Raw genomic sequence first — 26,494 nt, 5'->3', positions numbered from 1 at the left:
AGGGTGGGCCCGGGGGCCCATGTGTCAGTGTTCGATTCTCCATAGCCTCAGCCGGGTGCCCGCCTTGAATGCCAGCCCGCTGAACTGAGGTCACACATGTCCGGTGCCGGTAACTCGATACCCCCGACCGGGATCTGGGGTGCGCAGAACACTCCCTCCTGGGACCGGCGTTCGCCGTTGCCGCGGCAGCTGGGCTGGGCGCAGGTACTCCTGTGGGTGCAGTTCGCGCTGACAGTCCTGTACGTGGTCACCGTGCTGTCGGTGGTGACGTACTACTCCGGGGAGATCTTCGGGATCCTGGTCTACGACTCCCTGCCCAGCGTGGCCGGGGTCTACCTGGCCCGGCGCCTGTGGCGGGGCGGCGTGTGGACGAGCCGCGCACTGATCGCCGTACAGGCGTGGATCGTGTGGCTGTCGCTCGGCACGCTGTTACACGGTGATCTGCGGGGCTTCACGCAGGCGGCGATGCCGATTGCGGTCATCGTGCTGTTGCGTCGGGCCCGGTCGCGAGAGTGGTTCGAGATCCCTCCCCAGGACAGGGAGGAGCGCCGGGCGTTCAACCTGGCGAGGATGATCCGCTGGCGGCGGGACGAGGGCCAGACCGCGGTGGAGTACGCAGGGCTCATCGCGGTGGTCGCGGCGATCATCGTCGCGCTGTCGGTGGGCGGCCTCGGCGGGCGTATCGCCGACGGCATCCAGTCGGCGGTCTGCTCGGTGACGGGCACGGCCTGCCCCGCTCCGCAGGGCGATGGTACGGAGACGGGTGCGGCCGGGGACAACAACGAGGGCGCGCAGCAAGACGGTTCGGACACCGGCACCGGCACCGACGGCGGCAACGGCGCGGATCCGAACGGCGGCGGGAACGCGGACGGCGGCGCGAACGCGGACGATGGCGCGGGGGCAGATGGCGCTGGGGCCGCGAACGGCGAGACAGGCACAGAAGGCGACTCGGGCACCCAGGCCGGTCCCGGTGGCCAGGAAGGCACGAGCACCGGCGGTGCTACAGGCGGCAACAACACCGACGGCGGTCCGGCCTGGTCGACTCGGATCATCACCTACGAGGGCGCGGGGACGAACGACACGGTCCCCCTCGCTCCGGGGCCGTTCGACGAGAGGTCGCTCTGGGACGACGTACACGACCAGGAACGCCACGACAGGACGTTCATGGACCACGTCCGTGGCTTCTTCGTGGCCCCGACCAAGAGCTTCCTGGCCAGCACCATGGACGTCGTCAGCGACCCCGTCGGCTCGATCAAGGACAGCTGGAACGGCCTGAAGGGCTACACCACCAACTGGTGGGGCGACAAGGCCGACGAACTGGGCAAGGAGTGGGACAAGGGGAACTACGTCTCCTCCGTATGGGGCTGGGTCAACTCGCCCGAGGACTTCGTGTCCGACCTTGCGACCGACACGTTCGTGGACAAGGAGAACTGGGAGAAGGGCAACTACGGCGCCTCCATCGGCAACACCGTCGTCGGCGTCATCGGCATCTTCAGCCCGAAGACCATCACGAAGTTCACCAAGTTCAAGAAGCTGGCCGAGGTCGGTGAATCCCTCGACAAGGCGGCCGACGCGGCCGAGAAGGCCCGCAAGGCGGCGAAGGCGGGCGACTTCGACGGCGCGAAGAAGGCTGCGGACGAGGCCCAGAAGCACGCCGACGAGACCAAGAAGAGGGCCGAGAAGAACGGCAGCTGCACCATCGCGTTCGGGCGCGTCCCGTACGGGGGTGGGAGCAGCCTGCGCGGAGTCCCGGGCAACGGCACCGGCGTCCTGGCGGCCCCGCAGGGCGGCCGGATCGTCGTCGCCGCAGGAGGCGGCAAGGAGTGCACAGGCGACGACGCCGACGACGCGCGCCAGGCCCAGCAGGAGGCGCTGGACGCGCGGGCTGATCTGCTGCGGGAGCAGATCAAGGCGTCCAAGCGGCTCCCGGGGGACGAGAAGGTCAACCTGCAGGAGCCCCAGCTCGAGAACCTGCTCAGGCGGGCCAAGGACGACGTCGACCCGAACTCCAAGGACATCAGCAAGAAGGAGGCGGCGGACGCCATCGCCGACGTCTCGGAGCTGCTGAACCAGAAGAACATCCACAACAAGAGCCGGGAGAAGCTCGCCACCAAGGTGCTGAACTCCAAGACCAAAGACCAGCTCGCCGAGAACCTGGCCGAGGCCAACGCTACGAAGCGCGTGGCGCAGGACGAGGCGGCTGACGGCAGCACGGTGTACTCGGACATTGGTGACGGCGCCGATCGGAAGAAAGGCGACCTGCCGGTACGACCGGACGGCCTGGGAGGCGAGATCGACGTCAGGGGCATCCCGGACGCCGACGTGGCCTACCGTGGCAAGGACGGCAAGGTGCATGTCGTGGAGGTCAAGAACACGGGGAATGCGACGACCAAGGGCTCCATCAGCGAACAGATCGGCAGGTTGGGCAAGTGGCAGAAGAGGGAGCCTGGCCGCGTTGCTCGCTATGAGATCGCCTCCACCAAGGGGTGGCAGAAGATCTTCGACGGGTTCAAGCCCATCAGGCGGGGCGAGCGTGCTCCCGAAGGAACCCCGGCCTCCCGCATGGCCGAGAACGAGGTCGGCGCCCGCATCGCCGGCCAGGAGGTGACTCCCGCGCAGCTCAGGGCGATGAACGACGCTTGGAACGCCAAGAGCGAGGCCGACAGGTACGACGCTCTGCGCTCCGGCAGGATGAAGGACCCTAAGACCGCGATGGAGTACCTGGGGGTCTCATGACGTACGACGAGGAGCACGCGGAGGGTCAGGAGGACCGTGCAACTGCGCTCCTCGAAGAGTTGGAGGCGGCGATCGCCGCAGCCCCGCCGGGAACGAGCGGCTGGCCGGACGAGCTGGAGGACCTCTGGGATCGGGCCCAGGAGGAGCCCGGTCTCCCGCTCACTGACGAGCAGCGTCAGCACTTCGCGGCCCGTCGGGAAGATTGGGAGGCGTCGTTCAAGGTCCAACGGCTGCTGCGTTCCCTGCAAGAAGCCGTGGAACGTGGCGAGGTCCTGGACGTCCTACGAGCCGTTGCGCTGGCCGAAACATCCGCGCGCCGCGGTCTCGGTGTCCGTCAGGACATCGCCCTGCTCCGCGACCTCGGCCGCCCGCACGGCGAGCAGGCGCTGGCGCGCCTGGTGAAGGACGAGTCCGTAGGCGAAGGCGATCGACAGGACGCCCGCGAGTGGCTCGCGAAGCTGAGGAGACCGGAGTACAGGGCACGGGCGGCTCGTCCCACCGACGGCGAGGAGCTGCTCCTGCCCAAGGTGGTACGCGATCTGACATCCGGCTGGGCCGGCGGCTGGGAGATCGAGGACGAACCGGCACCGGAACGCTTTGCCCAGGCCCGGGCCGTTCTCGAAGCGCTGCTGCCTGACCAACGGCTTGCGCCGGGGGAACCTCCCGAATGGGAGGGAGAGTGGCTGGAGGATGCGGAGGACCGGCCGGCGTGGCTGGAAGTCCACATGGTCCTCATCCCCCTGATGCCCGACGCACGGTTGGTCACGCGGGAGCGTCTGATCTGGGCCTGGTACGAGTGTGAGCGACTGGGCATCGACTTGGAGGACGCGAGCCCCGAGGCCTTCGCCGAACGGTGGGCCGCCCGCATCGCCGCGTTTCTGGCACAGGGCATGCTCGAATGGCTATGGCGCGAGGACTGCTTCGCCCCCTGGGCCCAAGACCTCGCCATGCGCTACATCGACCGGAACGTCGCGGTGGCCGAAGCGACCCGCCTGCTCTCCGAGGCGGCGGAGGCCGGCTCGCAGTGGGGGCCTACGGCAGATGGTCGGCCTGGCCCGTCTTGATGTCCCGGATGAGCGCCCGGAGGGCATCACGGCGAAGTGAAGAACACGGTGAACTCGACGTGTCAGCCGGACAATCATCGGGGAGATCAACACACTCTCCGAGTGGAAGAAGGTGAATCCGAGCACGGCTCGAGTTGAGATCGACAAGCCTGATAAATGGATAGCCGTCACACCGTGACGCACGACTGATGCCGCCAGGTTTCCGTTCAGCCGCCGAACCAGACGACGAGGCGGACGTTGTCCTCACCATGGAGTTCGGCCAGCGTGCCCATCACATTCCACACAGGTCGCCATGGTCCGTCGGGCGGTACCAAGTCGCGATAGGCAGGCACGACAGGTCGGTACACCGCGTCGCCGAGCAAGAGCTCTCCGTCGGCGGGCCACCGGGAGGGAGCGATGTTGCCTTCTCCGAACTTGGCGGCGGCCGAGTCGTACAGCTCATCCGGGAGTGCGGCCAATCCGTCGGGTACGAAGGATCCTTCATGGGTGCGGGACCAGCGCCGGACCCAGTACCGAGACGGACCGTCGATGCAGGGGGCATTCCAGTCGACAGCCGACAGCTCACGCCACGAGAACCACGAATGACTGTGGCCAGGGAAATCGTCCGCATCCCTTTGTACCGTGTCCGACATATCTACAGGGGCTCCGCGCTCAGGGAAGAGAGCTCTGACAGGCTCCTCACTCCGGACGTCGAAGAGTGCTGACCACGACATGTAATCGCGGGTCCAATGAAGGTACCGGAGTTCGGAGAAGGCCTCCCACAGCACGTGTTCAGTGCCATAGCGCCCAGGCTGGGGCCTGCATTCCAGCCATCCATACATGTCGGTACTCATAAAAGCGACTGTATCCAATGCTGCCGCTGCTGAGTGTTCTAATGGTTGCGTACAGCGCAACACGAGCACGGCATGCTTGAAGACGCCCAGCGCGCGAGTTCCCTTGAGGCAGGCTGGGACCATGGATGGTCCAGGACGAAGACCCCGAAGGAAACGATGGATTACCTGGACGTCTCATGACGCCAGCGCCTCGGGAAGCTGCCGGGGCAGCGACGGAGAGCGACTTGTGGACACCTACCTGCTGCCCGCTGCCATACGCGAGCTGCCACCGCCTTGGCAGGATCTGACATACCGCAGGTCTCAGGTTCTGGAGGCACTTGCTCCCACGGAGGAGAGACGTGAGCAGGCCCGACAGGTGCTGCGTGCGTGCCTGCCCGACCGACGGCAGAGTGTGCACGACTGGGACGAGGAACTACGGGACTTCTACGACGACCGTGATGACCACACCTTGGACGAGGCAGACACCTGGTTGACCCGGATCATGCCGAGCACTTCCCGGGTCACTCGGGAGCGGGTGGTGCAGGTGGTCGGAGCCTGGGCTGACATGGGGATTCCCACGGTGCCTGAGTCACCGACTGAACAGTGGGTCGACAGGGTGGCGGCGGAGTGGGCCGCCTCGGTGCGGCAGGCGCTGGCGTACGACGCCTTCGCTCTCATCGAGCGTGCAACCACTGCCGGATTGCTGAACGATGGGGAGGCTGAAAACGCCGCGCTGCTCGCAGCGGCGTTCGTGCGGGTCGGCATGGCGGTCGAGGCGGCGGTGCGCCTGCTTGTCTCGCTCGGTCGTCCGCACGGCGAGCAGGCCCTGAGAGAACTCGTACACGACGACCAGGTCCGGGACTTCCGCCCGTATGTGCGTTCCCGGCTTCTCGGGCTGCGCCGTTCGGTGTACGAGGTTCGGGCCCGGGAAGTCACCCGCGACGAGGAGCCGCTGCTACCCGAAGGGCTGCAGGGTCTTCCGCATTCCTGGCAGAACGACTTCGGCTGGGGCGGGACCGCGCCGGACTCCCACAGTCTCGCCCAGGCGCGTTCAGCACTGGAGGCGTGTCTGACTGTCGAGCGGGTGCCGGATGACGCGCAGATGTGCAGTGACGCTTCGGCGGACTGCAGCGCCATCGCTGAGGTGGTGCGCGCCCTGATGCCGTACCCACGGCTGGTCACTCGCGAGCGAATGAACGAGGCGTGGCGCGAGTGCCAGTCGTTGGGGTTCGAGTTGGAAGGCATCGACGCCGCGTGCTTCGCCAAGGTCTGGTGCAAGGAGATCGCTGACCGAGTCACCGCAGCCGTCTTCCGCTGGCTCGCTGACCTCCCGCAAGGCGGAGGAGCGGCAGGCGACAAGGAACCGGCTGTTCTGTCGGCAACGACCCTCTGGGCCGCGGAACTCGCCGAGCGGTGCGCCCGGTGCGGCAGCGCGGTAGAGGAGGCCATCTGGTTCCTCCATCGCACGGATGACGTGCCGGACAGCCGGGAAGCCCTGGCGCGACTGGCCTTCGATCCGAGTCTGCCGGCCACGACGAGGAACGCCGCGCAGGAGTGGGCGCCATGACGCCGGCTACACCCGTTGCTGACCGCCGAAGGTGTACGACGGGGCGAGGGATCGGTAACGCTGTTCAGCGGCTCCTCTCAGGTGATGCCGTCGGTCATAGTGGCTCCTCCAGAGTTGACCGCGATGGAATTCTGGGGGTCTCATGACCGGTGATCAGCAGGTGCCCGAGATCCTCGGGGAACTGGCGGCGGCGATGGCCGACGCTCCGCCGACCACAGACGGCTACTGGACGTCCGAAGAATTGCACGACCTCTACGAGCGGTTTGAGAAGGAGCCTGACCTGCCGCTCACCGACTGCCAGCGGCGGCTCTTCATGGCCCAACGCGCCCGCAATGCGGTGTCGTCACGTGTCCATGGTCTGTTGCGCTCGCTGGAGAAGGCTGTGGAGCACGGCCGGGTGACCGCCCTCCCAGAGGTCGCCGTTCTTGCTGAGGCGTGTGTGCGCGCCAGACTTGCGGCGTTCGATGCGATCAGCGTCCTCTACCGCCTGGGTGTGCCGTATGGCGAGCAGGCGCTGGCACGACTGGTGCCCGACATGCATGTGGGCGCCAGCGCTCGACGCTGGGGCCGCTGGTGGCTGAGGCGTCTGCGGGAGCCGATGTACCGGGGGATGGCTAGCCGTCCTGTCGAAGGTGAGGAGCCATTGCTGCCAGAGCTGGTACGGAACCTGACAGTCGGTTGGCAGAGCGGCTGGGAGATCGAGGAAGAACCGACGCAGGAGCGCTTCGCTCAGGCTCGCGCCATTCTCGAAGCGCTCTTGCCCAGCACGAGGCTGCCGTTTCCGGAGCCCATTCCGGAATGGGAGGGGGACTGGGACGAAGACGAGGATGAGCGCCCCGATTGGCTGGAGATCCGCATGGTGCTGCGAGATCTGATGCCGGATGTCGGGCTGGTTACCCGAGAGCGCATGACCGAGGGCTGGTACGAGTGCAGGCAGCTGGGGCTGGATTTGCAAGGTGAAGGGCCTGAGGAATTCGGTGACCGGTGGGCCACGCGCATTGGTGCCTGGACCGCGGAAGGCACTCTGTCCTGGCTTTGGCGAGAGGACCAGTTCTCCCCGTGGGCCCAGGACCTCGCCAGGCGCTACATCGACCGGAATGTCGCCGTGGCCGAGGCGACGCGCCTGCTCTCCGAGGCGGCAGCGGCGGAGAGCGGCTCCTGAATCCGTGGCATACGACGAGCATCACGCGGAGGCTCCCGACGACCGCACGGCTGCGCTCCTCGGAGAGTTGGAGGCGGCGATCGCCGCTGCGCCGCCGAGAACGAGTGGTTGGCCGGAGGAACTGGAGGACCTTTGGGATCGGGCCCAGGAGGAGCCCGGTCTCCCGCTCACCGACGAGCAGCGTCAGCATTTCGCGGCCCGGCGGGAACGCTGGGAGGCTTCGTCCGAGGCCCAACGGTTGCTGTGGTCGCTGCGGGAGGCCGTGCGGCGAGGTGAGCTCCGGGACGTCTCCCGGGCCGTCGCGCTTGCCGAGCTGGGCGCACACGCCGGTCTGGGCGGCTACGACAACATCTGGTTGCTCCGCGATCTCGGCCGCCCGCACGGTGAGCAGGCGCTGGCGCGCCTGGTGCAGGACGAGTCGGTGTGCGAGAGCGACCGGCAGGAGGCCCGCGAATCGACCGGAATATCGCAGTCACCGATGCGACGCGCCTGCTCACCGAGGCAGCGGAGGCCGGCTTGCAGTGGGGGCCTACAGCAGATGGTCGGCCTTGCCCGCCTTGATGTCCTGGATGAGTGCCCGGAGGGCATCGCGGCTGTCGGTCAGATGGCGCTCCTCCTGCCCGGCGACGGCGATGTAGGCGTTGCCTTCGGTGTCAGTGCCTATGCGGAAGCAGTTGTTGCCTTCGGCGCAGTAGGGCTCTTCCCAGGTGATCTCGGCCATGATGACGGCTCCTCAGAGGGCTTGGGCGATGCGGTGGATGAAGTCCCGTGATGCCTGCTGGTCCAGCGACTTGGCGTGCCACCAGTCCATGTGTGCACGGTACTTGGCCAACTGGGCCTCGGCGTGAGTGAACTCTCCGCCGTGTGCGGAGTCGAGCTGCACGGTGTCGAGTTGGGGCACAGCCGCGCTGGCGTACAGGACCGCGTGCCCCGCCCCTGGGAACACACCAACCTCGACGGGCAGGACCCGTACGTCGACGTTGTCGTGCTCGGACATTTCGCACAGGTGGTGGAGCTGCTCCCTGGCCGTGCGCCGCCCGCCGAACTGCATGCGCAGTGCCAACTCGTGGACGTACGCGACGTATTCGACAGGCCTTTCCCGCTCGAGAACCTGCTGCCTCTGCATGCGCTGGGCAACTCGCAGCTCCACCTCCGACTTGGGGAGCGGTGGCAGTGCGGAGTCGAAGACGGCGCGGGCGTACCCGCTCAGTTGCAGCAGTCCGGGTACGTGCACGGTCTGCAAGGACCGCAGCTTTTCGGCGAACCACTCCAACTCGGCGACGTCCAGCAGACCCTGGGGGAGTATGCCGCGGTACTGCTCCCACCAGCCCCGCTTGCGGGAGTCGGCCATGGCGACGAGAGCTTCGACGTACGCCTGGTCGGCGCAGTCGTAGTTGCTGGCGAGGACCCTGATGCGCTCGGGCGAGGTGGCGCGGATCCCCGCCTCCATGTTGGAGACCTTCGTCCGGTCCAGCCCGAGCAGCCCGGCGGCGTACTCGGTGGTCCTGCCCGCGGCCAGCCGCATCTTCCGCAACTCGGCACCCAGACGCCGTTGACGTTCGGTGGGCATGGTCCGTGTCGGCATTGGCACCTTCCTCCCCTGTGGTCCGACTCATTTTGCCCCTGGTGAGCAACCGAGCCAACTCAAAGGAGGCAATGTTGAGGAACAAGTGGCACTAGTGCCGCCAACTGCTCTACCGTCAGTGACAGATCGACTACACAACTCTCCGCCGAAAACGGAAGCGCATCACGCGTGCCCACCCACACACTCCTGCCCTGGGAGGGGTGGGTCCGCGTCAGGGAGACGAGCCACCCGGCGGAGCGCAATCCCCCCCCGACGACCAAGGGAGTTGCCATGCCCGCGTCCGTGACCACCTGCTCGTCCCCGGACACCGCCCCCACACCCCCGCCCCCCGAAACCCTCGCCTACAGCCTCACGCTTCCTGCCGCACTCCAAAGCCCGGCCATCGCCCGCACGGCGACGCGGACGATCCTGCGAGCCCACGGCCTGGAGGACGTCACCGACGCGGCGGTGCAAGCGGTCGGCGAACTCGCGGCCTGTGCCTGCCGCTTCACACCCTCCGCAGAGGTCTACATGTCGCTGCGCTACCGGGAGTCCGCCCTGCGCGTGATCCTCTACGACGGCCACCCGCGTCACACGAATCCCCACCTGGCGGCGGCCTGCGACACCCGCCGCCGAGCGGCCCTGCGGGTGCTCGCCTGTGTGGTCAAGTCGTGCGGCGGCAACTGGGGTTTCGGCGAGGCGCGCGAGCCGGGCGGCGGTACGCGGATGTGGGCCGTGCTTCCGCACCACGGCGCACGGGCGTACGTACGCGGCGGCGGCGTACTTGAGTGATAGGCCCCGCCATTTAGGCCCCGTTTTGGGGCCACGGGCCCATCCCGTCCCGCCGTCCCCTTCCTACGCTCGGGCCGTGTCGTAGAGCGAAGGTGGGGGGGGGACATGGCCTTGATCGGGGGAGCGCCGGAGTTCGGGGCCGGGTGGCCGTCGGGGCCTGGCCGGCGGAGGGACATGCCGGGTTCGCTCGCGGCGGCGCTGGTGCTCGTCCACACTCTCTTCGCGGTCACCGTCGTCGGTGGCCTCGGCCTTCTGCTCACCGCGGCCTCGTACGACGCCCTGGACGGCGGCGTACTCGCCCAGACGGCCTACGCCGCCGCCCCAGGAGCAGTCGGCTGGTGGTTGGCCCGGCGTACCTGGGAGGGCGGAGCGAGGATCAGGGGCGGCCTGATCGCCGTACAGATCTGGCTGATCCTCGGCTCGATGTCCAACATCACCGACGGATCACCGCGCGGCTACACCCAGCTCTTCCTCCCCGCGCTGATCCTCTACTTCCTCACCCGCGGGGACAGCCGCGACTGGTACCGCCTCCCCGAGTCGGCCAGGGCGGAACGCCGCCCCTTCTCCCTGGCCCGGATGACCCGCTGGCGCCGGGACGAGGGCCAGACGGCGGTGGAGTACGCGGGGCTGGTGGCCGTGGTCGCGGCGATCATCGTCGCTCTGCTGGTCGGCGGTCTGGGAACGCAGATATTCACCGGCATTCAGTCGGCGGTGTGCAAGGTCACCGGCACGGCGTGCCCGGCGGAAACAGGAAACGGCGGGGAGGAGGTTCAGGCCGGCGACGGCGCGAACGAGACCGACGGTGACGGCGCAGCCGGCCAAGGCGCCGAGAACGGCGGATCCGCTGACGGCGACACGGGGAGCGGCGGCACAGGCAACGGCGGCACAGGCAACGGCGGCGCCGGCAACGACGGCACAGGCAACGGCGGCACAGGCAACGACGGCGCCGGCGGAAACGGGCCCGGCGGAGCCGATTCCGGAGGCCAGGGCACCCCCGGGTCCGGCTCGGGCGGCCAGGTCGGTGAGGAGGGTGTCGAGAACGGCTCCGCCTCGCAGGGCCGCGAGGACACCACCGTCTCGTACCCCGAGGAGACCGACGAAGAGAAGAACGACGCAGCTGAGGGCGAGCCTGGATGGGAGGAGGACGAGCAGGCCGCTGGGGACGGCGGTGACGACGGCTGCACCTCCGGCGTCGGGGCCTTCTTCGGCTGTGTGGGGGACCAGTTCAAGCAGGTGGGACAGGGCCTGTTCGTCGACGGCATCTGGGGTGACGTCACGGGTATCTGGGACACGGTCACCAACCCGGGTGAGGCGTGGGAAGGCCTGAAGGACTACGGCAGCTCGCTGGGCGACCAGTGGTCCGAGGACGCCAAGGACGCAGGCGAGAAGTGGGAGAACGGCGACTACTTCGACGCCCTCACCGACTGGGGCGGCGCGTCGTGGAACACGGGTGTCAAGGTCCTGGACGACACGTTCGTGGGCGACGAGGTCCGCGACCAGTGGAACAACGGCGAGAAAACCCGCGCGGTCACCAACGTCGCCTGGAATGTCGGCTCGCTCTTCATCCCAGGCTACGGCGAAGCCAAGATCGTTCAGAAACTCGGCAAGCTGGGCAAGCTCGGCAAAGTCGGCAAGCTCACCGAGAAAGCCGCGAAGGCAGCGGAGGACGCCAAGAAGGCGGCCAAGGCCGGTGACGCCGACGCCGCGGCGAAGGCGGCGAAGGAGGCCGATGAGGCGGCGGACGCGGCCGAGGAGAGGGCGAGGAAATCCGGCTGCACCATTGCCTCTGCCCCCGGCCGCCGTGTCCCGTACGGCGACATCCCGGGCCTGACCGGGTCCGCCGGCAGCGGCACCACGGTCCTCGCCGCCGGCGGGTCCCGCGCCCCCTATGTCGTACTGGCCGAAGGCGGCTGCGACGAGGAGGCCAGGAAACAGGCGGAGGAAGCCCGCAAGCAGGCCGAGGAGGCCGAGGCGGCCGAGAAGGAGGCGAAGAAGGAAGAAAGCCGCAAGAAGGTCGCCAAGTGGAAGAAGCCGTCCTGGTACAACGACCTGAAGAACCCGCGAAAGGGCTCCAAGGATGGCGGTGACGGCCAGTGGAAGGCCAAGAAGGCGGTGGCGTACTGGCCGAGCATGGAGCGCTGGATGCGCTACCAGGAGCAGGTCACCAATGTGAAGCGGGGCAAGGAATACGCTGTCAAGGATCCGAGGACAGGCAGGGACGTCGACTTCGATGGCTGGGACTCGTCACGGCAGACTTACATCGAGGCGAAGTTCGGATACGGCAAGAAGGTCGGCAAGGACGGGACTCTTCAGAAGGCCCAGGCGGACAAGTTCATCGAGCAGGCGCAGCGCCAGCTGCGGGCTGCGAACGGCAAGCCCGTCGAATGGAACTTCTCCAACAAACGGGTGGCCGAGGCCGCACAGAAGGCGTTCGACGACGCCGACCTGGACGTAGTGGTCAAGCACATCCCGGCGGAGAAGTAGGAAAGAGGAGCGCGCATGTCGGGCGAAGTGGTCGTGAAGGTCTCCTGGGGTCCCAGGCCGGAGACACCTCTGCAATTGGCTCAGCGGTGGCTGGAGCTCCTGACCGGGCTGTCGGACCTGTCGGAGGGGGCGCCGGCCGAGTGGCGCTGGGAGGAGGATTCCGGCCCGGGGCAGCCCGTACCCGTGGAATCCGAGGGTTTCGCGGCGGCACTGGAGGCGGCTAATACCCAGGACGACCGGGACATCCTCGGCTACACGGCCAACGTCGTGGCCACCCGGCCGGACGGCGCATACCTGCGGGCCAGGGTGATCGCGGGAGGCTCGAACGAATACTCCCCGTTCACGGCGGTGCTGCACCTGTTCCCCGCGTCCGGTTCGGCGGCCGTACCCCTGACGGGCCGGTTCACCGAGGTGCTGGCGCTTCTGGCGGACGTGTGGGACGCGGACCATGGGCTGACTTACGACCGGCCGCTGTACAACGAGCTCAGGTCGGCCTATGGCCTGCGGGCCTCCCACCCGCGCGCGGGGTGGGCGGTGTACCTGTCGGAGAGCCGCGCCGCGCGCGTCCCGGAGGACTTCTCCGCTCTCCGGCGCCTGCCCGCCAGGCACGGCGGAGTTGTTCTGGAGATCGCGGACAGCTCCGGCGGAACGCCGTCCACCCAGGCGGTGCTCGCCGCTCACAAGACGCTTGCCGGCACCGGTGCTCTGGACCCCCTGCCGGTCCCGGCCACGGAGGCGAAGCTGTGACGGTGCGGGTCGGTGAGCGGTTCAAGATCTCGGTGAACGACGAAACAGTGAGTGCCCCTCGATGAGCGTGCAGCAGTACATCGCCCGCATCGACGACCTCCTGGTCCGCCCCCTGACCGGCGGCGACGCCTACCACCTCGTGACCCTGCACGAGAGCCGGGACTTCGCCCCGCCGAACGACGACTGGGACGAACTCATGCGGACCAGCGAGGAGTTCGAGGGGGAGTTGCAAGACCTGGCAGCGGCGTTGGACGCCCGGTGGGGTCCGCACGGATCCCTGTCCATGGAGGATTACGCCAACGCCTTCCTGGACCCGGACGACGACGAGCTCCCGCCCTTCTTCCGGGAACTGTGCGAGAGCGGATACTTCGGCGACCTCCTGTACTGGCGGGTCGGCGACCGTCTGGTCGCTGCGAGCGTCGGCCATGAAGACAAAGAGGAGCCGGTCGTGCTGTTCGCCGGGGTGACCGGTTCCGACGAGGGGTTCCCCGACTAGGACCCCCACGGGGCATTTCCATCGCAGCCTTGCACCCATCGCCGGATAGCTTTGGTTCGTTCGCCGAAGCCAAGCCTCGCCTCTTACCGGGAGCCGACCGTGAACCGCCCCCCACCCTCCTCGCAGCGCTCACGCTGACCGCCGCCGCGGCCCTGACGCTGTCCGCGTGCGGGAGCGATGACAGCTCCAAGGGCAAGGACAACGACAAGATCGCGGGAGCCGCTACCGGTGCCGGCAACGCCTCGCCCAGCGCATCGGCCCAGCAGACCGCCGCTCGTCCCGAGATCAAGCTGCCGTCCGACCTGATCATGACCTTCGAAAGCGGCAAGACGGGTGACGCCGTCAAGGACGCCGTACTCGCTGACAACGCCGAGCGCATGCGCTCGGTCAACGCGGCGATTGCGGGAACGGACCCCGAGGCGCAGGCGCTGAACTTCTACAACACCGGCAGGGCGCTGGAGGCGGCCGCGATCTGGGTGGACAAGTTCAAGAAGGCCGATCTCGGCATCACGGGCGCCATCCGGTACTACGACCGGACCGTGACACTCGATGGCAGCAAGGCGGCCTCGGTCGTGTTCTGCGCCGATGAGAGCAAGGGCTACGCCAAGGACCTCAAGACGAACAAGCCGAAGGTCACCACGCCCTCCGATGAGGACTACATCCTTTACAACACGCGGCTGGAGAAGAACAGCGACGGGGTCTGGCAGACCACGCGCATCGTTTCGACCGCGGGAGCGAAACAGTGCCTGAAGTGAAGCGGAGCGCGCTCGGAGGCCTGGGGGTCTGACCAGGACGTCGTGGTCCAGGACCAGTCCGTCAACCGTTAACGGTAAGCCGCATGACCGGACTCGGCGCCGTCTTTCCCCCGACTCGCACCGAACGACTCCGTTCTTGGCCCAGGCTGCCGATGAGGTAGCCGCGGCTGCCGGGCGCATGACGACAGTGACTCGAGGGAATACTGCCTGCCGAACACCGGAGCCGAGGCACGCACGCCGGAGCACAGCACACGGGGGAAGATCATGGCCGCGACGTCAGCACGCGGACTGCGCAGAAGTGGAGTTGTCCTCGTCGCATTGATCGCCCTGACGGCGGCGGCCGGCTGCGGCAGCGACTCGGACGAGCCCGCGAAGGCGTCGTCCCCACCCGGTGAGCGGCCCTCGAAGGCCGACTCCACGAAGCAACCCAAGCCCACTCCCGAGCCCAAGCCCTCGGTGTCGGCCGCGGACGGCCGTGACATCACCGCCTGCGCGGACGGCAACTGCGAGATCGCTGTCTCCGAGTCGGTGAACATCCCCTTCACGGGTCCGCGCGGCTCGGCCACCCTGTCCGTCACCGAGGTCGGCCCGAACAGCATCGCGTACACGGTGAAGTCGGGCAGCGGCCAGTCCAAGGGCAGCGCGAGCGGCCCGGGGCAGGGCTGCATCACCGTCCTCCGCAGCAACGGCAGCGGCAACTCGTGCGGCGGCCTCGGGGATGCTGGTCGCCCGAGCCCGCAGCCGGACGCGGTGGTGATCCAGGCGGCGGCCGGGGAGGACGGTACGGCCGTCCTCCAACTCGTGTCGGGCCGCTGACCGTGCGGCTTCCGCGCTTCATGCTGAAGGCCCTGCTGGTCTGGGCCGCCCGGCGGCCGAACGTACGCGTGTTCCGGTTGTACTCCCTCCTCGGCCGGGCTGCCGTGGACCACGGGAAGCGTGACCAGTTGCTGGGGATCCTGGAGTGGTCGGCCCGGCAGGAGAGCAGACAGAAACCTGATCGGGCCCTCTTCGGCTACCACCTCGCCGCCACCTACGGCTACGAGCAGGTGGATCTACGGCTGACGGCGGCCAACGGGACCCACCGTGTCCTGCGGGAAGCAACGAGCCATGACTGCGCCCGGCCCGCCGTGACCCAGGTGAATCTGTCCCGCGCCCGGGCCGACGTGGCGCAGGCACTTCTCGACCGGGCCCGCCGGTCCCGCGAACGGGGCGACCTCGCCGACGCCCGCCGCGACTACCGGGCGGTCATCGGCAAACGGGAGGGCAGCACGTCGGGCAAGGCCGCCCACGAACTCGCCGAGGTGACCGACGACGCCGATGAGGCGATTGAACTGTGCCGCACCGCGCTGCGCTTCGGCACGGAGCTGAGCCACAAGGGACCGTCCGCGCTCCTCGCGCAACTCCTCCAGGACTCCGGGGACACGGTCGGAGCAGCGGCGGCCCGGGCACATCTGGACATCCCGCGGAAGCTGCACGAGGCGGATGCCGAGGCGGCCCGCGATTACGGACCCGGCTACGTCGAGCGCGACTCCGATCACTCGATGCCCGGCTTCGCCGATGTCTTCGCGCCTCTCGTGGTCGCGGTGCTGCGCGACGGCGAGGTGGTGGAACACGTACGACGCTCCGCCGTGCGCGCGCCGTACGACCCGGCGGGGTCGGGCCGTTACGGGTGCCTCGTCCTGACCGACGCACGCCTGCTCTTCCTGGAGGAGAGGGAATCTCTCGCCTGTGAAGCGCTGGCGATCGACCGCAGGTCCGTGATCAGCGTCAGACCGGCCGAGCAGGACGAACGCGGGCGTACGTGGGTGGACATCCGCTCCGCCGGTGGGGAAGAGGTGAGTGTCAGGGTGGGCCGAACCCCGGACATCTGGCTGACCGGCCTCGGACGTCACTACAGCAGGTGATCGGCCTTCCCCGCCTTGAACCATCGCCCGCGCCGCGACCCGTACGATCCTGCGAGCCCACGGCCTCGCGGACGTGACCGACGCCGCGAGCCACTGAGCGGACGACGGAGACGAGACGGTGACGGGACGGCAGGCATGAGCGAGTCGGATACGGAGCCGAATGCCGAGGAGATGTGGGACCCGCAGGTCGCGCGGTGGCGCGACCCGGAGGGTGACTACGTCCTGCCGCACGCTCTGCGGTCCCTGCCACAGCCCTGGGACGCGTGCGACTGGAGCCGGATCGCGGAACTGCCCCGCACCGACGAGCGACTGACGGAGGCCCGGCGGGTGGTGGCCATACTCCTGGACGCCCCGGAACTGGCTCCGCGTGTCCCTCAGCCGCCGTCGCCCGGCCTGTTGTGGCACGTGTGGGAGGAATTCCATCAGGCCGTTGGCACGAAGATGCCCCGCACGAGCCAGGTGACGTGGTCCGGTGTGGACGAACTGGTCCGCGCGTGGCAGAGCCGCCCGCAGCTCTATCCGCTGCAGCGGCATGTCGTGCGGCACGTCGAAGCCGCGATGCTGGCCATGATCCCGTCACTGCGGGACGACATCGCCGACTCGGTGTTCCGCTGGCTGACCCTAGATCCCGACCCGGGCCGCTTCGCCGACTGGGTGGTGGACCTGGCCGAGCGCTGCGTGACCGAGAACATCGGTGCCGACTCGGCCATCGAACTGCTGGGCGCGATGGGCGGTCCAGAGGCCGGGGCGGCACTGGAGCGCCTGTCGGTGAAGCCGGACGGTCCGGCGAGTTGGGAGAACGCGGACGCGGCACGGAGCATGCTCTTCGACCGGTGGAGCGAGGGGACGATCTGCTTCCAACGCCGCGGAACAGGGTGACGTCGGCAAGTCGAAGCAGCTCCAGCGCGATCCGAAGTTCGTCGGCAACCCCGCGAAGGTCGAGAAGGCCAAGGCCGTCTACGACGGGACGTACAAGTGATCGGAGCGCGCCAGTGATCGGGAACCTCTTCACCGTCGCGGAGCTGGACCCGGAGAGTCTGCGACGCGCCCTGGCGGACATGCTGGCACTGCCGGACGGGGCCGTCGACGTGGCCGACGCGGACGGGGACCAGGAGGACCGACACTGGGACGCTCCCGTGCTCTGCACCTTCCGCTTGCTTCCCCCCGGTGACCTGGCAATGGAACTGGACATCACCGTGGAGGACGCCACCGCCGGCACCCTCACGGAGGGGCGGCTCGCACTCGGCCTTGCGGGCAGGCTGAAAAGCTCCGTCCTGCACCCCTCGGAACTCGACCTACCGAGCGCCTACTGGGTCGCCGTGCAGGACGGACGCTCCGTCAGGTGCCGCCTGCAAGCCGTCGACACCGACGAGGACACGGCTTACCGCGTGGACGCCGTGGAGGAGGAGGTCCCGGACCTGCCCCGAGCGCGGGTGGAGGTGCTCCCGGAAATCCTCGACAGACAGCCCATCTCCACCCCCGTCTCCGACGCCTTCCTCGCGACACTCCCCACAGGCACGGCGGCGAGCGTCGAGGGCCGTGTGCACTATGCATTGCGCGTATGGGAAAGGCTGACCCGCCGACTTCAGTCCGACTGGGTCCCTTCGGGCCGGTACCGAGAAGACCTCTTCCGCCGTGACCTGGAGGCCCGCGACGCACTGGAGCTACTCATCTCAGAGGTGGACGCGGCGTACGCGGACGCTTTGCGGGACACGGTGACCCGACTCGACCGGACTTTCAGCGACTACACCGACACCAAACCCACGCGAGAGGGGAAAGCTGCCCGTTGGTGGTGGAACCGGCTTCCTCTCCGGACGCCTTGGTGAGCCGGGGTGAGGGAGAGGTGGGAGCGACGACTCGTCGTGCCGGCGTGACCGGCGGCCGTCGAACGCCGCTGTCCGGCACTTGGACGGGCCCCTAGCTCCCGTGCACGACCACCTCCACCCACGCGCCCTCTCGCAGCCCGTACTCCCTCATTACGCCAGCCTCCGCCTCCACCACATGCCGGGCCCGCAGCCGCGGCATCCCCAGCCGCCCCGGCCGCATGGTCCGCACGGCGATGACGCGAAGGTCACGATCGAGGTAGGCGACATCGATCGGCATGCGCATCCGGAAGGTGTGCACGCTGTTGGCGGGGGAGAGCAGAATCGCCCCCTCGATGGAATCCCGCCCCAACAACCCTTTGGTACGGGCCCGATAGGAGGTGGCGATCTCCAACGGCACCCGAACGGCCGGCCCTCCACCACCCCCGTGCACGACCAACTCCCCACGCCCGTCCCACCACTGCCGCCCCATACGGGCCACCTCCGACCGTCCCACCGGCCACCTTGGCCACCGGTTGTCGAAGCCGAACGTATCCATAGGCGAGTAGGCCCCACATAGGCCCACGGGCCCATGCCCCACGGCCCTTGGCTTGTTCAGGACTGGAACGCCCGCCTCCTGAAGAACCTGTTGGCGCGTTATGCAACCGTTACGGCTGGAACTGGTCGGCGTATCGCCGATTCCTCCCCATACACCCCACCGGTCGACAAGGCTCACTCTGGTGCGGCCCCACACCGCTGGATAGCTTTGGTTCGCTCAAGAGAAGCCTCGCCTCTTACCGGGAGCCGACCGTGAACCGCCGCCCCACCTTCCTCGCAGCGCTCACGCTGACCGCCGCTGCGGCCCTGACGCTGTCCGCGTGCGGGAGCGATGACAGCTCCAAGAGCAAGGACAATGACAAGATCGCGGGAGCCGACACGGGCGACAAGCCTTCGCCCTCGACCAGCCCGAGCGCATCGGACGCCGCCGACCGTCCGAAGATCACCTTCCCCTCCGACGCCAAGAACGTCTTCGAGTACCAGAAGACAGGCGACAGCGTGAAGGACGCGGCTCTCGCGGACAGCATGCGGAGCGTCGACTCCGTGGACGAAGCGATTTTTGAGGGAAGCACCGACACGAAGGCGCTCGGCTTCTACAACACGGGCAAGGCCTTGCAATCGTCCATCACGTACGTCCAGCGATACATCGACGACGGCGACACGTGGGTCGGGCAGACCCGTTATTCCGACTACAAGATCACTCTTTCCGGAGACAAAAAGGCCTACGTCACCTACTGCTCAGACGAGAGCAAGTCCTTCATCAAGAACCGGAAGACCGGGTCGGTCGACAGGTCGCCGGCGACCGCGAACGCCTACGTGCTGTACAACACCGTTCTCAGCAAGAACGCCGAAGGCGTCTGGCAGACCACGAACATCGCGTCGAACAGGGGGAGCAAGACGTGCCAGCCCTAAGGAACTCGGCTAGAGCCGCAACGGTTCTGGCACTCGTGTGTTCTTCCCTCCTCGTGGCTCCGACAGCCTTCGCCGAGCGAGACGAGCATGGCAGCAACGGTGATGAGCAACAGGGCGCCAACGTAGGCGCAGACGGCACCCTCTCCGTCACCGCGGGCGGCATCGTCTTCGACCGTTCCAAGAACGGCAGCGGCAACTCCGCTGGCGCGCTGACGTCGTCCACGTCCTGGACGCCGCCGCCGTGCTGGTACGCACCGAAGTACACCCCGGAACAGCTCCAGAAGTACCTGGAACCGACCTGGGAGGCCGGTTCGACGGGCTACGAGTGGGACGCCAAACAGCGGGACCGTTACGTCAACGGGCATCCCTACAAGGACTTCAACAAGGACAAGACCGGCGAGGGCTACTTCTGGGACTCCTTCGTCAACAGGGACTTCCCGGCGGGCTGGGACTCCTGCGACGAAGAAATCTTCTGGGTGGACCAGGGCGACCCCCCGCCCGCGAACATCGAGAACGCCGTCACGCCCGAGATCCTCGCCGAACTCGCCTACGCGGAAATCCGCGTCCCCAGCACCAAGGTGACCCTGGCCCCCGCCGAGGAGACCAAGGTCAACCTCCCGACCTGGTCCTGGCTGGACGACGCCCAGTTCAAGCCGGTCTCCGTCACGGCGTCCGTCCCGGTGCTCGACATCCAGGCGACCGCGACGGCGGAACCGGTGTCGCTCAGGATCGAACCGGGCACCAAGGACGCCGTGACCTACCCGGCCTCCGGCGTCTGCGAAATCAACAACGGCCGCATCGGTGAGCCCTACGCCAAGGGCAAGGCGGACCAGACCCCGCCCTGCGGAGTGAAATACCTGCGCTCCTCGGGCAACGGCACGTACCCGCTCCAGGCCACCGTCACCTGGCAGATCGAGTGGACCGGCACCGGCGGCGCGGGCGGCGACCTTCCCGACGGCACCTTCGGCGCCACCCAGGACGTCGTCGTACAGGAGATCCAGTCCGTCAACCGCTGACCGGCTCCGGTTCGACGGGTGGTGCCGTCGAGCGGTCGGCCGAGGCAGGGGCCGAACTGCCGCGGCTTCCGCGGCGGCATTGTCAGTGCCCGGTGCCACACTCACCGCATGAGAATCGAAGACGTGCGGCTGCGCGATGTCGTGGAAGACGATCTCGACGCGTTCTGCGCTTACGAGCAGGATCCCGAGGCAGCCCGGCGGTCGAGGTTCACGCCCCGGCCGCGGGAAGCCTTCATGTCGCACTGGAAGGAGCGGGTCCTCGGGGACGAGACCTGTCTCGTCCAGACCGTGACCGTGGACGGTGACGTCGCCGGCAACATCGTCGCCTGGTGGGACGGGGACCGCCGCTTCCTGGGGTACTGGCTCGGGCGCGCGTACTGGGGGCGCGGCATCGGCAGCAGGGCTCTGGAACTCTTCCTGGAGCGGGAGAAGAACCGGCCTCTGCACGCCGATCCCTTCAGCGGTAACACCGGTTCCGTGCGTCTTCTCGAGAAGCACGGCTTCCGTCCCGCCGGCACTGTCCGGTACGGAGAGCGGGAGCACGTCATGTTCGTTCTGGCGTGACAGGAAGACGTGACAGGAAGAGGTGAGAAGGGGCCTATGGCAGAGCATCACGAACCGCACCGAACGCAGCGACCCCACCGACCTCACCGCACCTTCGAAGACCTCGTCGCCGAAGGCGCCTGTGTTCCCACCGAAGGCTGGGACTTCTCCTGGTTCGAGGGGCGGGCCACCGAGGCGCGGCCCTCCTGGGGGTATGCGACGTCGGCGGCCGCGCGGCTGGGGCGGGCGTCTGCCGTGCTCGACATCCAGACCGGCGGCGGGGAAGTGCTGGACTTCGCTCTCGCCAGAGCCCCGAAGCGGCCCCTGCTCGTCGTCGCCACCGAGGGCTGGCCGCCGAACGCGGCCAAGGCGACCGCCCTGCTCCGTCCGCGCGGAGTCGCGGTCGTCGCCGCGCCCGAGGACGCCCCGTTGCCCTTCGCCGACGGTGCCTTCGACCTGGTCGTGAGCCGGCATCCCGTCCGTCCGCACTGGGGCGAGATCGCCCGCGTCCTCCAGCCCGGAGGGACGTACTTCGCCCAGCACGTGGGACCGGCCAGCGTCTTCGAACTCGTCGAGCACTTCCGCGGGCCCCAGCCGGACGAGGTGCACAGCGGCCGGTACCCCGAGCGCGAGCGGGCCGACGCCGAGGCCGCGGGGCTCGACGTCGTCGAGCTGCGGGCGGAGCGGCTCCGCATGGAGTTCTACGACATCGGCGCGGTCGTTCACTTCCTGCGGAAGGTGGTGTGGATGGTGCCCGGCTTCACCGTCGAGGCGTACGAGCCGCAGCTCCGTGCACTGCACGAGCGGATCCAGTCCGACGGGCCCTGCGTCGCCCACAGCACCCGGCACCTCTTCGAGGCCCGCAAGCCGGGCAGTCCCAGTGCCCCGCCCCCCTGACTCCGCCGCGCCTCACCGCAGCCGCCCCTCACGCATGCGGGCCCACCTTCACCTCTCCCACCACCAACTCCGCCTTCGCCTCCAGCACCTCGCCCACTCGCTCCACCTGCTCACCCAGCTCCCGTTCCTGCCGTGCCGTCAGCCGGACGAGTGGCTCGACCGTGACCGTCGTACGACGGCCCTGGCGCCGCTGGTGCCAGACGCCCGCGACCACGCCGTCGACCAGCAGCACGGGGTAGTTGCCCGCCTGGCCGCCCGCCAGGGCACGCTCGTAGGCCGCACCGGGGAACAGCCGTTCGCGGGGCTGCGCGGCGATGACGTACGCGTCGAAGTACGGCAGCAGCCGCACGCCACGCGGGGGGCCGTCCGGGAACTCCGTGTCACCCGCGGCCACCCACGCCCGCGTGCCCTCGAAGTCGACCTCCTCGATGTCGCCCGCGACGGCGAGTTCCCGGAACACGGTGCCGGCCCAGCCGGTCGGCGCCGCCAGCCACTTCGCGAAGTGCTGCGGGGTCGCCGGTCCGTACGCACCCAGATAACGCCGTACGAACGCCCCCAACGCTCCGTCCGCCCCCAACGCTCCGTCCGTCCCCCCGCCCGCCACACCCGCAACCGGCGGCCGCGTGTACGTCGCCTTTCGGCCGCGGTTCGGGCCGAAGCACAGCGTGCCCGCCCAGCCCGCCAGGTGCAGCACCTGCCGCCAGCGCGGCCACAGGTCCTGGAAGGCCGGCATCACGCGGTCGCCGGCCCAGGGGCCCGTCCGCGCGACGATCTCCTCGGTCAGCTCGTCGAGCGTCAGGCACGTGCCCTCGAGTGCTTCCCCGATCGCGGCCACGACCTGGGCCGCCTGTTCCTCGCTGAGCCGTACGTCGGGCGGGAAAGGGCTCGGCCCGCTCGGGATCGCGGTCAGCGCGGCCGACCAGAGCGGGAGTTCCCGCGCCGGGAGGAGATGTACCGTTCCGCGCGGGCCGTACGTCTTGATCAGCGACCGCTCGTCCCAGAGTGCGGCCCGTACGTCCGCCCGTGTCAGCGTGGACGTCCGCACGCCCACCGACACCTCGGCCGCGGACAGCACCTGCGCGTGCGCCCCCATCATCGCGCCGACCACCTCGGCGACCGGCGTCCCGCTCGCGTTCGGGCCCGTCGGCCCGGTCAGGAACTGCCGCTCGGCCCGCCGTGCGCTCGCCGCGTCCCACGTGATCATCGAGGTCGTCGTCATGACACGACGCTAGAGGGGAAAGAGGTCAAAAACTGACCTCAATGACCTGAATGATCTAACTGACCCGAGAGCCTCCCGGCTCACCTCTCCCGGCTCACCCTCCCGGCCCACACTTCACTCAGCCCGCTTACGCATCTCGAGTCGCCGTTCTCCACATCGTTATCGCCGACGACTCGCCTCCATGCCGTGCCTCACGTAAGTTCAGACCAAGGTGATTCGCGCCAGCAAAGTATGACTGCGCGGGCGGTACCGCGCAGTGGAGGGGGCTGCGCGGTGCCAGGGCCTCGGGGCGGAAGCCCTGCGGGAGTCAAGCGGGCGTTCGCGGCCGGGTTCACCCGTCGGGGGGATACGGGGACAAGTCGTCTGGCGAGCCCCAAGCCGCGGCAAATCCGCCGGATCCTGTCTCAGGGCGCACGATTCCCCTGCGTACGGGCCGGGTAGGGGCTGCGTTTCGGCCACGAGCAAGCCGCGAACGAGAGGTTCCGCGGGCATCGCGGCGTCGCCGGATGGCTCCGGAGAGTAGTTGTGGCACGCCGATGCACGCAGCATCACTTACGAAGGGTTATGGTGGAAACCCCCCCTCGGGCCGGTCCGTCTCCCCCCCACGGACCGGCCCGTTTTTTTGTGCGCCGAAGTCGGCCCGAAGTACCGGCCGGAATTCTCCGTTCCGCACCCGTGGGCCGCCCACGGCGGCAGCGAGGGTAGGCTTCGCCTCCGGGGACTGCCACACGGACAGGGACCGCCCGCGGCCACGACCGGGCCGCACGCCGCGGCCTGTCCGATCCGTACGGAGGGGCTGACGATCACGTGAACCTGCGCGACAAGCTGCGTGGCCTGCTGGTCAGGCTGTACGCACGCCGGGTGGAAGGCCACCTGGACCACGCTCAGGTGCCCAAGCACATCGGCGTCATCATGGACGGCAACCGGCGCTGGGCGAAGGCCGCCGGTTCCAGCACCGTCCACGGTCACCGGGCCGGGGCCGAGAAGATCGAGGAGTTCCTCGGCTGGTGCAGTGAGACCGACGTCGAGGTCGTGACCCTCTGGCTGCTGTCCACGGACAACTTCGACCGGCCGCAGGAGGAGCTCGTCCCGCTGCTCGGCATCATCGAGGACGTCGTCCGGACCCTGGCCGCCGACGGCCGCTGGCGCGTGCACCACGTCGGCACGCCCGATCTGCTGCCCTCCGGGATGCAGACGGTGCTGAAGGAGGCCGAGGAGACCACCGCGCACATCGACGGGATAGTGGTCAACGTCGCCATCGGCTACGGCGGCCGCCAGGAGATCGCCGACGCCGTGCGCTCCATGCTGCTCGACGCCCAGGACCGGGGCACCTCGATGGAGGAGCTCGCCGAGGCCGTCGACACCGACATGATCGGGCGTCACCTCTACACGAGCGACCAGCCGGACCCCGACTTGGTGATCCGCACCAGCGGCGAGCAGCGGCTGTCCGGATTCATGCTCTGGCAGACCGCGCACTCCGAGTACTACTTCTGTGACGTGTTCTGGCCGGCCTTCCGCAAGGTCGACTTCCTGCGCGCCATGCGCGACTACGCCGCCCGCCACCGGCGCTTCGGCGGCTGATACACCGCCCACCCCCCCCGGTGCTTCCGCGGCTGAAACGCACTCCGGCGCACTACGCCGGGCGTGAGACTTCGCGGGACTCCGCAGGCCGCCCGGCACCGCGGTCACCGCAGGTCGCAAACCTTCCCGGTACCCCTCCGAAGACGCGCGTAACACGGAGTTCACCGGACCGCCGTCATATGCCGTGGCATGGCGACGCTCGTTCGAGGGCATAAGCCAGTCAGGTCGACGCCCGATCCCCGGGTGTCGGATCTCAGCGGACGGCACGGGGCCGTCCGCCCGGGAGGCCCTTTGCACCAGCCCGATCGTGCGGTCACAGCACGGACGAAGAGGCGGAGGGCCGGTTCTCGGCCCGCGCAGGGCGGCCGACGACCGGTCCAGCTCCACTCCGTCGCTCCCCGACCTCATCCGAGGGGGTACGTCCTTCCGTGGTGACCAGCACAAAGCGCCACAAGCCCGACCGGCGCACCTACGTTCTCGACACCAGCGTCCTGCTGGCCGACCCGAACGCCCTGAGCCGCTTCGACGAGCACGAGGTCGTGCTTCCCATCGTCGTGGTGACGGAACTGGAGGCCAAGCGGAACCATCCCGAACTCGGCTACTTCGCGCGGCAGGCCCTGCGCCTGCTCGACGACTACCGGGTGCGGTACGGCCGCCTCGACGCCCCCATCCCGACCGGGGACCTCGGCGGAACCGTCCGTGTCGAGCTCAATCACTCGGACCCCAGCGTGCTGCCCAGCGGCTATCGCCTGGGGGACAACGACTCCCGCATCCTCGCGGTCGCCCGAAACCTTCAGGCCGAGGGGTTCGACGTCACCGTCGTGTCGAAGGATCTCCCGCTCAGGATCAAGGCGTCCTCCGTCGGGCTCCTCGCCGAGGAGTACCGCGCGGAACTCGCCATCACGGACTCCTCCGGCTGGACCGGAATGTCCGAACTGACCCTGCCCGGCGAACAGGTGGACATCCTCTTCGAGGAGGGGCGCGTCTACGTCCCCGAGGCCGCCGACCTGCCGGTGCACACGGGCCTGATGATCCAGTCGGAGCGGGGCAAGGCGCTCGGGCGGGTCATGCCCGACGGCAACGTCCGTGTCGTATCCGGGGATCGTGAGGCGTTCGGCATCAAGGGCCGCAGCGCCGAGCAGCGGATCGCGCTGGACCTGCTGCTCGACCCGGACGTCGGGATCGTGTCGATGGGCGGCCGGGCCGGCACCGGAAAGTCGGCGCTGGCGCTGTGCGCGGGTCTGGAGGCGGTACTCGAGCGCCGTCAGCACCAGAAGGTGATGGTCTTCCGTCCGCTCTACGCGGTGGGCGGGCAGGAGCTCGGCTATCTGCCCGGCACCGAGGCGGAGAAGATGAGCCCCTGGGCGCAGGCGGTGTTCGACACGCTGTCGGCCGTCACCAGCCGGGAGGTCATCGAGGAGGTCACCGCCCGCGGGATGCTGGAGGTGCTGCCGCTCACCCACATCCGCGGTCGTTCGCTGCACGACGCGTTCGTGATCGTCGACGAGGCGCAGTCGCTGGAGCGGAACGTACTTCTCACCGTTCTGTCCCGGATCGGGGCCAATTCACGGGTGGTTCTCACCCATGACGTGGCCCAGCGGGACAACCTGAGGGTCGGCCGGTACGACGGTGTCGTCGCCGTCGTCGAGAAGCTGAAGGGGCATCCGCTGTTCGCGCATGTGACCCTGACGCGGTCCGAGAGGTCGCAGATCGCCGCGCTTGTGACCGAAATGCTCGAAGACGGACAGATCTGACCGTCCTGCACCAAACGGTGGCGGTTACGCCGTAGTTGGCGCCGTCCGGAAAGGCGAAGAGCCTAGCCGGGCGGCGCCTTCGCGTGTGGATGTTTCTGTGAATCTCCCGCGTCAAACGGGATGTGAGCT

General features: G+C 68.5%; 24 protein-coding genes. 19 read left to right on the top strand and 5 right to left on the bottom strand.

Annotated elements, in window-relative coordinates; all coding sequences use genetic code 11:
- Window positions 1-96: 96 nt before the first annotated feature.
- Both QC385_RS28270 and QC385_RS28265 read left to right on the top strand, forming a co-directional pair.
- The gene (locus tag QC385_RS28270; RefSeq protein ID WP_279544207.1) at window positions 97-2,736 is read left to right on the top strand and encodes a hypothetical protein; all 2,640 of its coding nucleotides are present in this window, start codon (window positions 97-99) and stop codon (window positions 2,734-2,736) included.
- The gene (locus QC385_RS28265; RefSeq protein ID WP_279544206.1) at window positions 2,733-3,800 is read left to right on the top strand and encodes a hypothetical protein; all 1,068 of its coding nucleotides are present in this window, start codon (window positions 2,733-2,735) and stop codon (window positions 3,798-3,800) included. Before QC385_RS28270 ends, QC385_RS28265 begins: the two co-directional genes overlap by 4 nt.
- Window positions 3,801-4,006: 206 nt before the next feature.
- On the opposite strand, the gene QC385_RS28260 is transcribed toward QC385_RS28265, so the two are convergent.
- Window positions 4,007-4,633: a hypothetical protein gene (locus QC385_RS28260; RefSeq protein WP_279544205.1), complete on the bottom strand. Its 627-nt coding sequence runs from the start codon at window positions 4,631-4,633 to the stop codon at window positions 4,007-4,009.
- 226 nt (window positions 4,634-4,859) lie between these two features.
- Between QC385_RS28260 and QC385_RS28255 the strand changes: the two genes are divergently transcribed.
- Together QC385_RS28255 and QC385_RS28250 are read left to right on the top strand one after the other, a co-directional pair.
- Window positions 4,860-6,179 carry a hypothetical protein gene (locus QC385_RS28255; RefSeq protein ID WP_279544204.1) on the top strand — a complete coding sequence of 440 codons (1,320 nt, stop codon included), beginning with the start codon at window positions 4,860-4,862 and terminating at the stop codon, window positions 6,177-6,179.
- A gap of 142 nt (window positions 6,180-6,321) precedes the next feature.
- Window positions 6,322-7,341 carry a hypothetical protein gene (locus QC385_RS28250; protein WP_279544203.1) on the top strand — a complete coding sequence of 340 codons (1,020 nt, stop codon included), beginning with the start codon at window positions 6,322-6,324 and terminating at the stop codon, window positions 7,339-7,341.
- Window positions 7,342-7,870: 529 nt separating this feature from the next.
- Here the strand turns inward: QC385_RS28250 and QC385_RS28245 are convergent.
- Both QC385_RS28245 and QC385_RS28240 read right to left on the bottom strand, forming a co-directional pair.
- Window positions 7,871-8,062, bottom strand: a complete 192-nt coding sequence (locus QC385_RS28245) for a hypothetical protein (protein ID WP_279544202.1) — start codon at window positions 8,060-8,062, stop codon at window positions 7,871-7,873.
- Between the two features lie 12 nt (window positions 8,063-8,074).
- Complete coding sequence (locus tag QC385_RS28240; RefSeq protein WP_279544201.1) at window positions 8,075-8,926, bottom strand: helix-turn-helix domain-containing protein; 852 nt, start codon at window positions 8,924-8,926, stop codon at window positions 8,075-8,077.
- A gap of 270 nt (window positions 8,927-9,196) precedes the next feature.
- Between QC385_RS28240 and QC385_RS28235 the strand changes: the two genes are divergently transcribed.
- The 9 genes from QC385_RS28235 to QC385_RS28195 all read left to right on the top strand — a co-directional run bounded on the left by QC385_RS28235 (window position 9,197) and on the right by QC385_RS28195 (window position 17,909).
- Entirely contained in the window at window positions 9,197-9,697 is a 501-nt protein-coding gene (locus QC385_RS28235; protein WP_279544200.1) for an ATP-binding protein, read from the top strand.
- 174 nt (window positions 9,698-9,871) lie between these two features.
- A complete protein-coding gene (locus QC385_RS28230) occupies window positions 9,872-12,181 on the top strand; it encodes a Tox-REase-5 domain-containing protein (protein WP_279544198.1) in 2,310 nt (769 codons plus the stop codon).
- A gap of 15 nt (window positions 12,182-12,196) precedes the next feature.
- The gene (locus QC385_RS28225) at window positions 12,197-12,928 is read left to right on the top strand and encodes a hypothetical protein (RefSeq protein ID WP_279544196.1); all 732 of its coding nucleotides are present in this window, start codon (window positions 12,197-12,199) and stop codon (window positions 12,926-12,928) included.
- A gap of 61 nt (window positions 12,929-12,989) precedes the next feature.
- A complete protein-coding gene (locus QC385_RS28220; RefSeq protein ID WP_279544195.1) occupies window positions 12,990-13,424 on the top strand; it encodes a hypothetical protein in 435 nt (144 codons plus the stop codon).
- Window positions 13,425-13,558: 134 nt separating this feature from the next.
- Window positions 13,559-14,179 carry a hypothetical protein gene (locus QC385_RS28215; RefSeq protein WP_279544282.1) on the top strand — a complete coding sequence of 207 codons (621 nt, stop codon included), beginning with the start codon at window positions 13,559-13,561 and terminating at the stop codon, window positions 14,177-14,179.
- Between the two features lie 264 nt (window positions 14,180-14,443).
- Entirely contained in the window at window positions 14,444-14,995 is a 552-nt protein-coding gene (locus tag QC385_RS28210) for a hypothetical protein (RefSeq protein ID WP_279544194.1), read from the top strand.
- Window positions 14,996-14,997: 2 nt separating this feature from the next.
- Window positions 14,998-16,083 (top strand): hypothetical protein, encoded by a 1,086-nt coding sequence (locus tag QC385_RS28205; protein ID WP_279544193.1) that lies wholly within the window; start codon window positions 14,998-15,000, stop codon window positions 16,081-16,083.
- 135 nt (window positions 16,084-16,218) lie between these two features.
- Window positions 16,219-16,962 carry a hypothetical protein gene (locus tag QC385_RS28200; protein ID WP_279544192.1) on the top strand — a complete coding sequence of 248 codons (744 nt, stop codon included), beginning with the start codon at window positions 16,219-16,221 and terminating at the stop codon, window positions 16,960-16,962.
- Window positions 16,963-17,075: 113 nt separating this feature from the next.
- Window positions 17,076-17,909 carry a hypothetical protein gene (locus QC385_RS28195; RefSeq protein ID WP_279544191.1) on the top strand — a complete coding sequence of 278 codons (834 nt, stop codon included), beginning with the start codon at window positions 17,076-17,078 and terminating at the stop codon, window positions 17,907-17,909.
- A 91-nt stretch (window positions 17,910-18,000) separates the two neighbouring features.
- Here the strand turns inward: QC385_RS28195 and QC385_RS28190 are convergent, their stop codons facing one another.
- Entirely contained in the window at window positions 18,001-18,378 is a 378-nt protein-coding gene (locus tag QC385_RS28190) for a DUF192 domain-containing protein (RefSeq protein WP_279544281.1), read from the bottom strand.
- A gap of 317 nt (window positions 18,379-18,695) precedes the next feature.
- Between QC385_RS28190 and QC385_RS28185 the strand changes: the two genes are divergently transcribed.
- The 4 genes from QC385_RS28185 to QC385_RS28170 all read left to right on the top strand — a co-directional run bounded on the left by QC385_RS28185 (window position 18,696) and on the right by QC385_RS28170 (window position 21,811).
- Window positions 18,696-19,355, top strand: coding sequence for a hypothetical protein (locus tag QC385_RS28185; protein ID WP_279544190.1), 660 nt, complete (start codon window positions 18,696-18,698; stop codon window positions 19,353-19,355).
- Entirely contained in the window at window positions 19,343-20,371 is a 1,029-nt protein-coding gene (locus QC385_RS28180; protein WP_279544189.1) for a hypothetical protein, read from the top strand. Before QC385_RS28185 ends, QC385_RS28180 begins: the two co-directional genes overlap by 13 nt.
- 108 nt (window positions 20,372-20,479) lie before the next feature.
- Window positions 20,480-20,935, top strand: coding sequence for a GNAT family N-acetyltransferase (locus QC385_RS28175; RefSeq protein WP_279544188.1), 456 nt, complete (start codon window positions 20,480-20,482; stop codon window positions 20,933-20,935).
- A 36-nt stretch (window positions 20,936-20,971) separates the two neighbouring features.
- Complete coding sequence (locus tag QC385_RS28170) at window positions 20,972-21,811, top strand: class I SAM-dependent methyltransferase (protein WP_279544187.1); 840 nt, start codon at window positions 20,972-20,974, stop codon at window positions 21,809-21,811.
- A 28-nt stretch (window positions 21,812-21,839) separates the two neighbouring features.
- On the opposite strand, the gene QC385_RS28165 is transcribed toward QC385_RS28170, so the two are convergent.
- The gene (locus QC385_RS28165) at window positions 21,840-23,030 is read right to left on the bottom strand and encodes a winged helix DNA-binding domain-containing protein (protein WP_279544186.1); all 1,191 of its coding nucleotides are present in this window, start codon (window positions 23,028-23,030) and stop codon (window positions 21,840-21,842) included.
- Between the two features lie 807 nt (window positions 23,031-23,837).
- On the opposite strand from QC385_RS28165, the gene QC385_RS28160 reads away from it, so the two are divergent.
- Entirely contained in the window at window positions 23,838-24,611 is a 774-nt protein-coding gene (locus tag QC385_RS28160; protein ID WP_279544185.1) for an isoprenyl transferase, read from the top strand.
- A gap of 428 nt (window positions 24,612-25,039) precedes the next feature.
- On the top strand, window positions 25,040-26,365 hold the full coding sequence (locus QC385_RS28155) for a PhoH family protein (RefSeq protein WP_279544184.1): 1,326 nt from the start codon (window positions 25,040-25,042) through the stop codon (window positions 26,363-26,365).
- Window positions 26,366-26,494: the final 129 nt, after the last annotated feature.

Origin of the sequence: Streptomyces sp. DH10, from assembly GCF_029813805.1 — a bacterium.
Classification (GTDB): domain Bacteria; phylum Actinomycetota; class Actinomycetes; order Streptomycetales; family Streptomycetaceae; genus Streptomyces; species Streptomyces coeruleofuscus.
This window is presented reverse-complemented; position numbering and strand designations above follow the sequence as displayed.

Excerpts from the sequence above, each read along its gene's own strand:
- QC385_RS28245 (WP_279544202.1), bottom strand. The coding sequence starts at position 8,062 with ATGGCCGAGATCACCTGGGAAGAGCCCTACTGCGCCGAAGGCAACAAC.
- QC385_RS28250 (WP_279544203.1), top strand. The coding sequence starts at position 6,322 with ATGACCGGTGATCAGCAGGTGCCCGAGATCCTCGGGGAACTGGCGGCG.
- QC385_RS28190 (WP_279544281.1), bottom strand. The coding sequence starts at position 18,378 with ATGGGGCGGCAGTGGTGGGACGGGCGTGGGGAGTTGGTCGTGCACGGG.
- QC385_RS28270 (WP_279544207.1), top strand. The coding sequence starts at position 97 with ATGTCCGGTGCCGGTAACTCGATACCCCCGACCGGGATCTGGGGTGCG.
- QC385_RS28230 (WP_279544198.1), top strand. The coding sequence starts at position 9,872 with ATGCCGGGTTCGCTCGCGGCGGCGCTGGTGCTCGTCCACACTCTCTTC.
- QC385_RS28175 (WP_279544188.1), top strand. The coding sequence starts at position 20,480 with ATGAGAATCGAAGACGTGCGGCTGCGCGATGTCGTGGAAGACGATCTC.
- QC385_RS28200 (WP_279544192.1), top strand. The coding sequence starts at position 16,219 with ATGAGCGAGTCGGATACGGAGCCGAATGCCGAGGAGATGTGGGACCCG.
- QC385_RS28170 (WP_279544187.1), top strand. The coding sequence starts at position 20,972 with ATGGCAGAGCATCACGAACCGCACCGAACGCAGCGACCCCACCGACCT.
- QC385_RS28210 (WP_279544194.1), top strand. The coding sequence starts at position 14,444 with ATGGCCGCGACGTCAGCACGCGGACTGCGCAGAAGTGGAGTTGTCCTC.
- QC385_RS28260 (WP_279544205.1), bottom strand. The coding sequence starts at position 4,633 with ATGAGTACCGACATGTATGGATGGCTGGAATGCAGGCCCCAGCCTGGG.
- QC385_RS28165 (WP_279544186.1), bottom strand. The coding sequence starts at position 23,030 with ATGACGACGACCTCGATGATCACGTGGGACGCGGCGAGCGCACGGCGG.
- QC385_RS28225 (WP_279544196.1), top strand. The coding sequence starts at position 12,197 with ATGTCGGGCGAAGTGGTCGTGAAGGTCTCCTGGGGTCCCAGGCCGGAG.
- QC385_RS28240 (WP_279544201.1), bottom strand. The coding sequence starts at position 8,926 with ATGCCGACACGGACCATGCCCACCGAACGTCAACGGCGTCTGGGTGCC.
- QC385_RS28235 (WP_279544200.1), top strand. The coding sequence starts at position 9,197 with ATGCCCGCGTCCGTGACCACCTGCTCGTCCCCGGACACCGCCCCCACA.
- QC385_RS28220 (WP_279544195.1), top strand. The coding sequence starts at position 12,990 with ATGAGCGTGCAGCAGTACATCGCCCGCATCGACGACCTCCTGGTCCGC.
- QC385_RS28265 (WP_279544206.1), top strand. The coding sequence starts at position 2,733 with ATGACGTACGACGAGGAGCACGCGGAGGGTCAGGAGGACCGTGCAACT.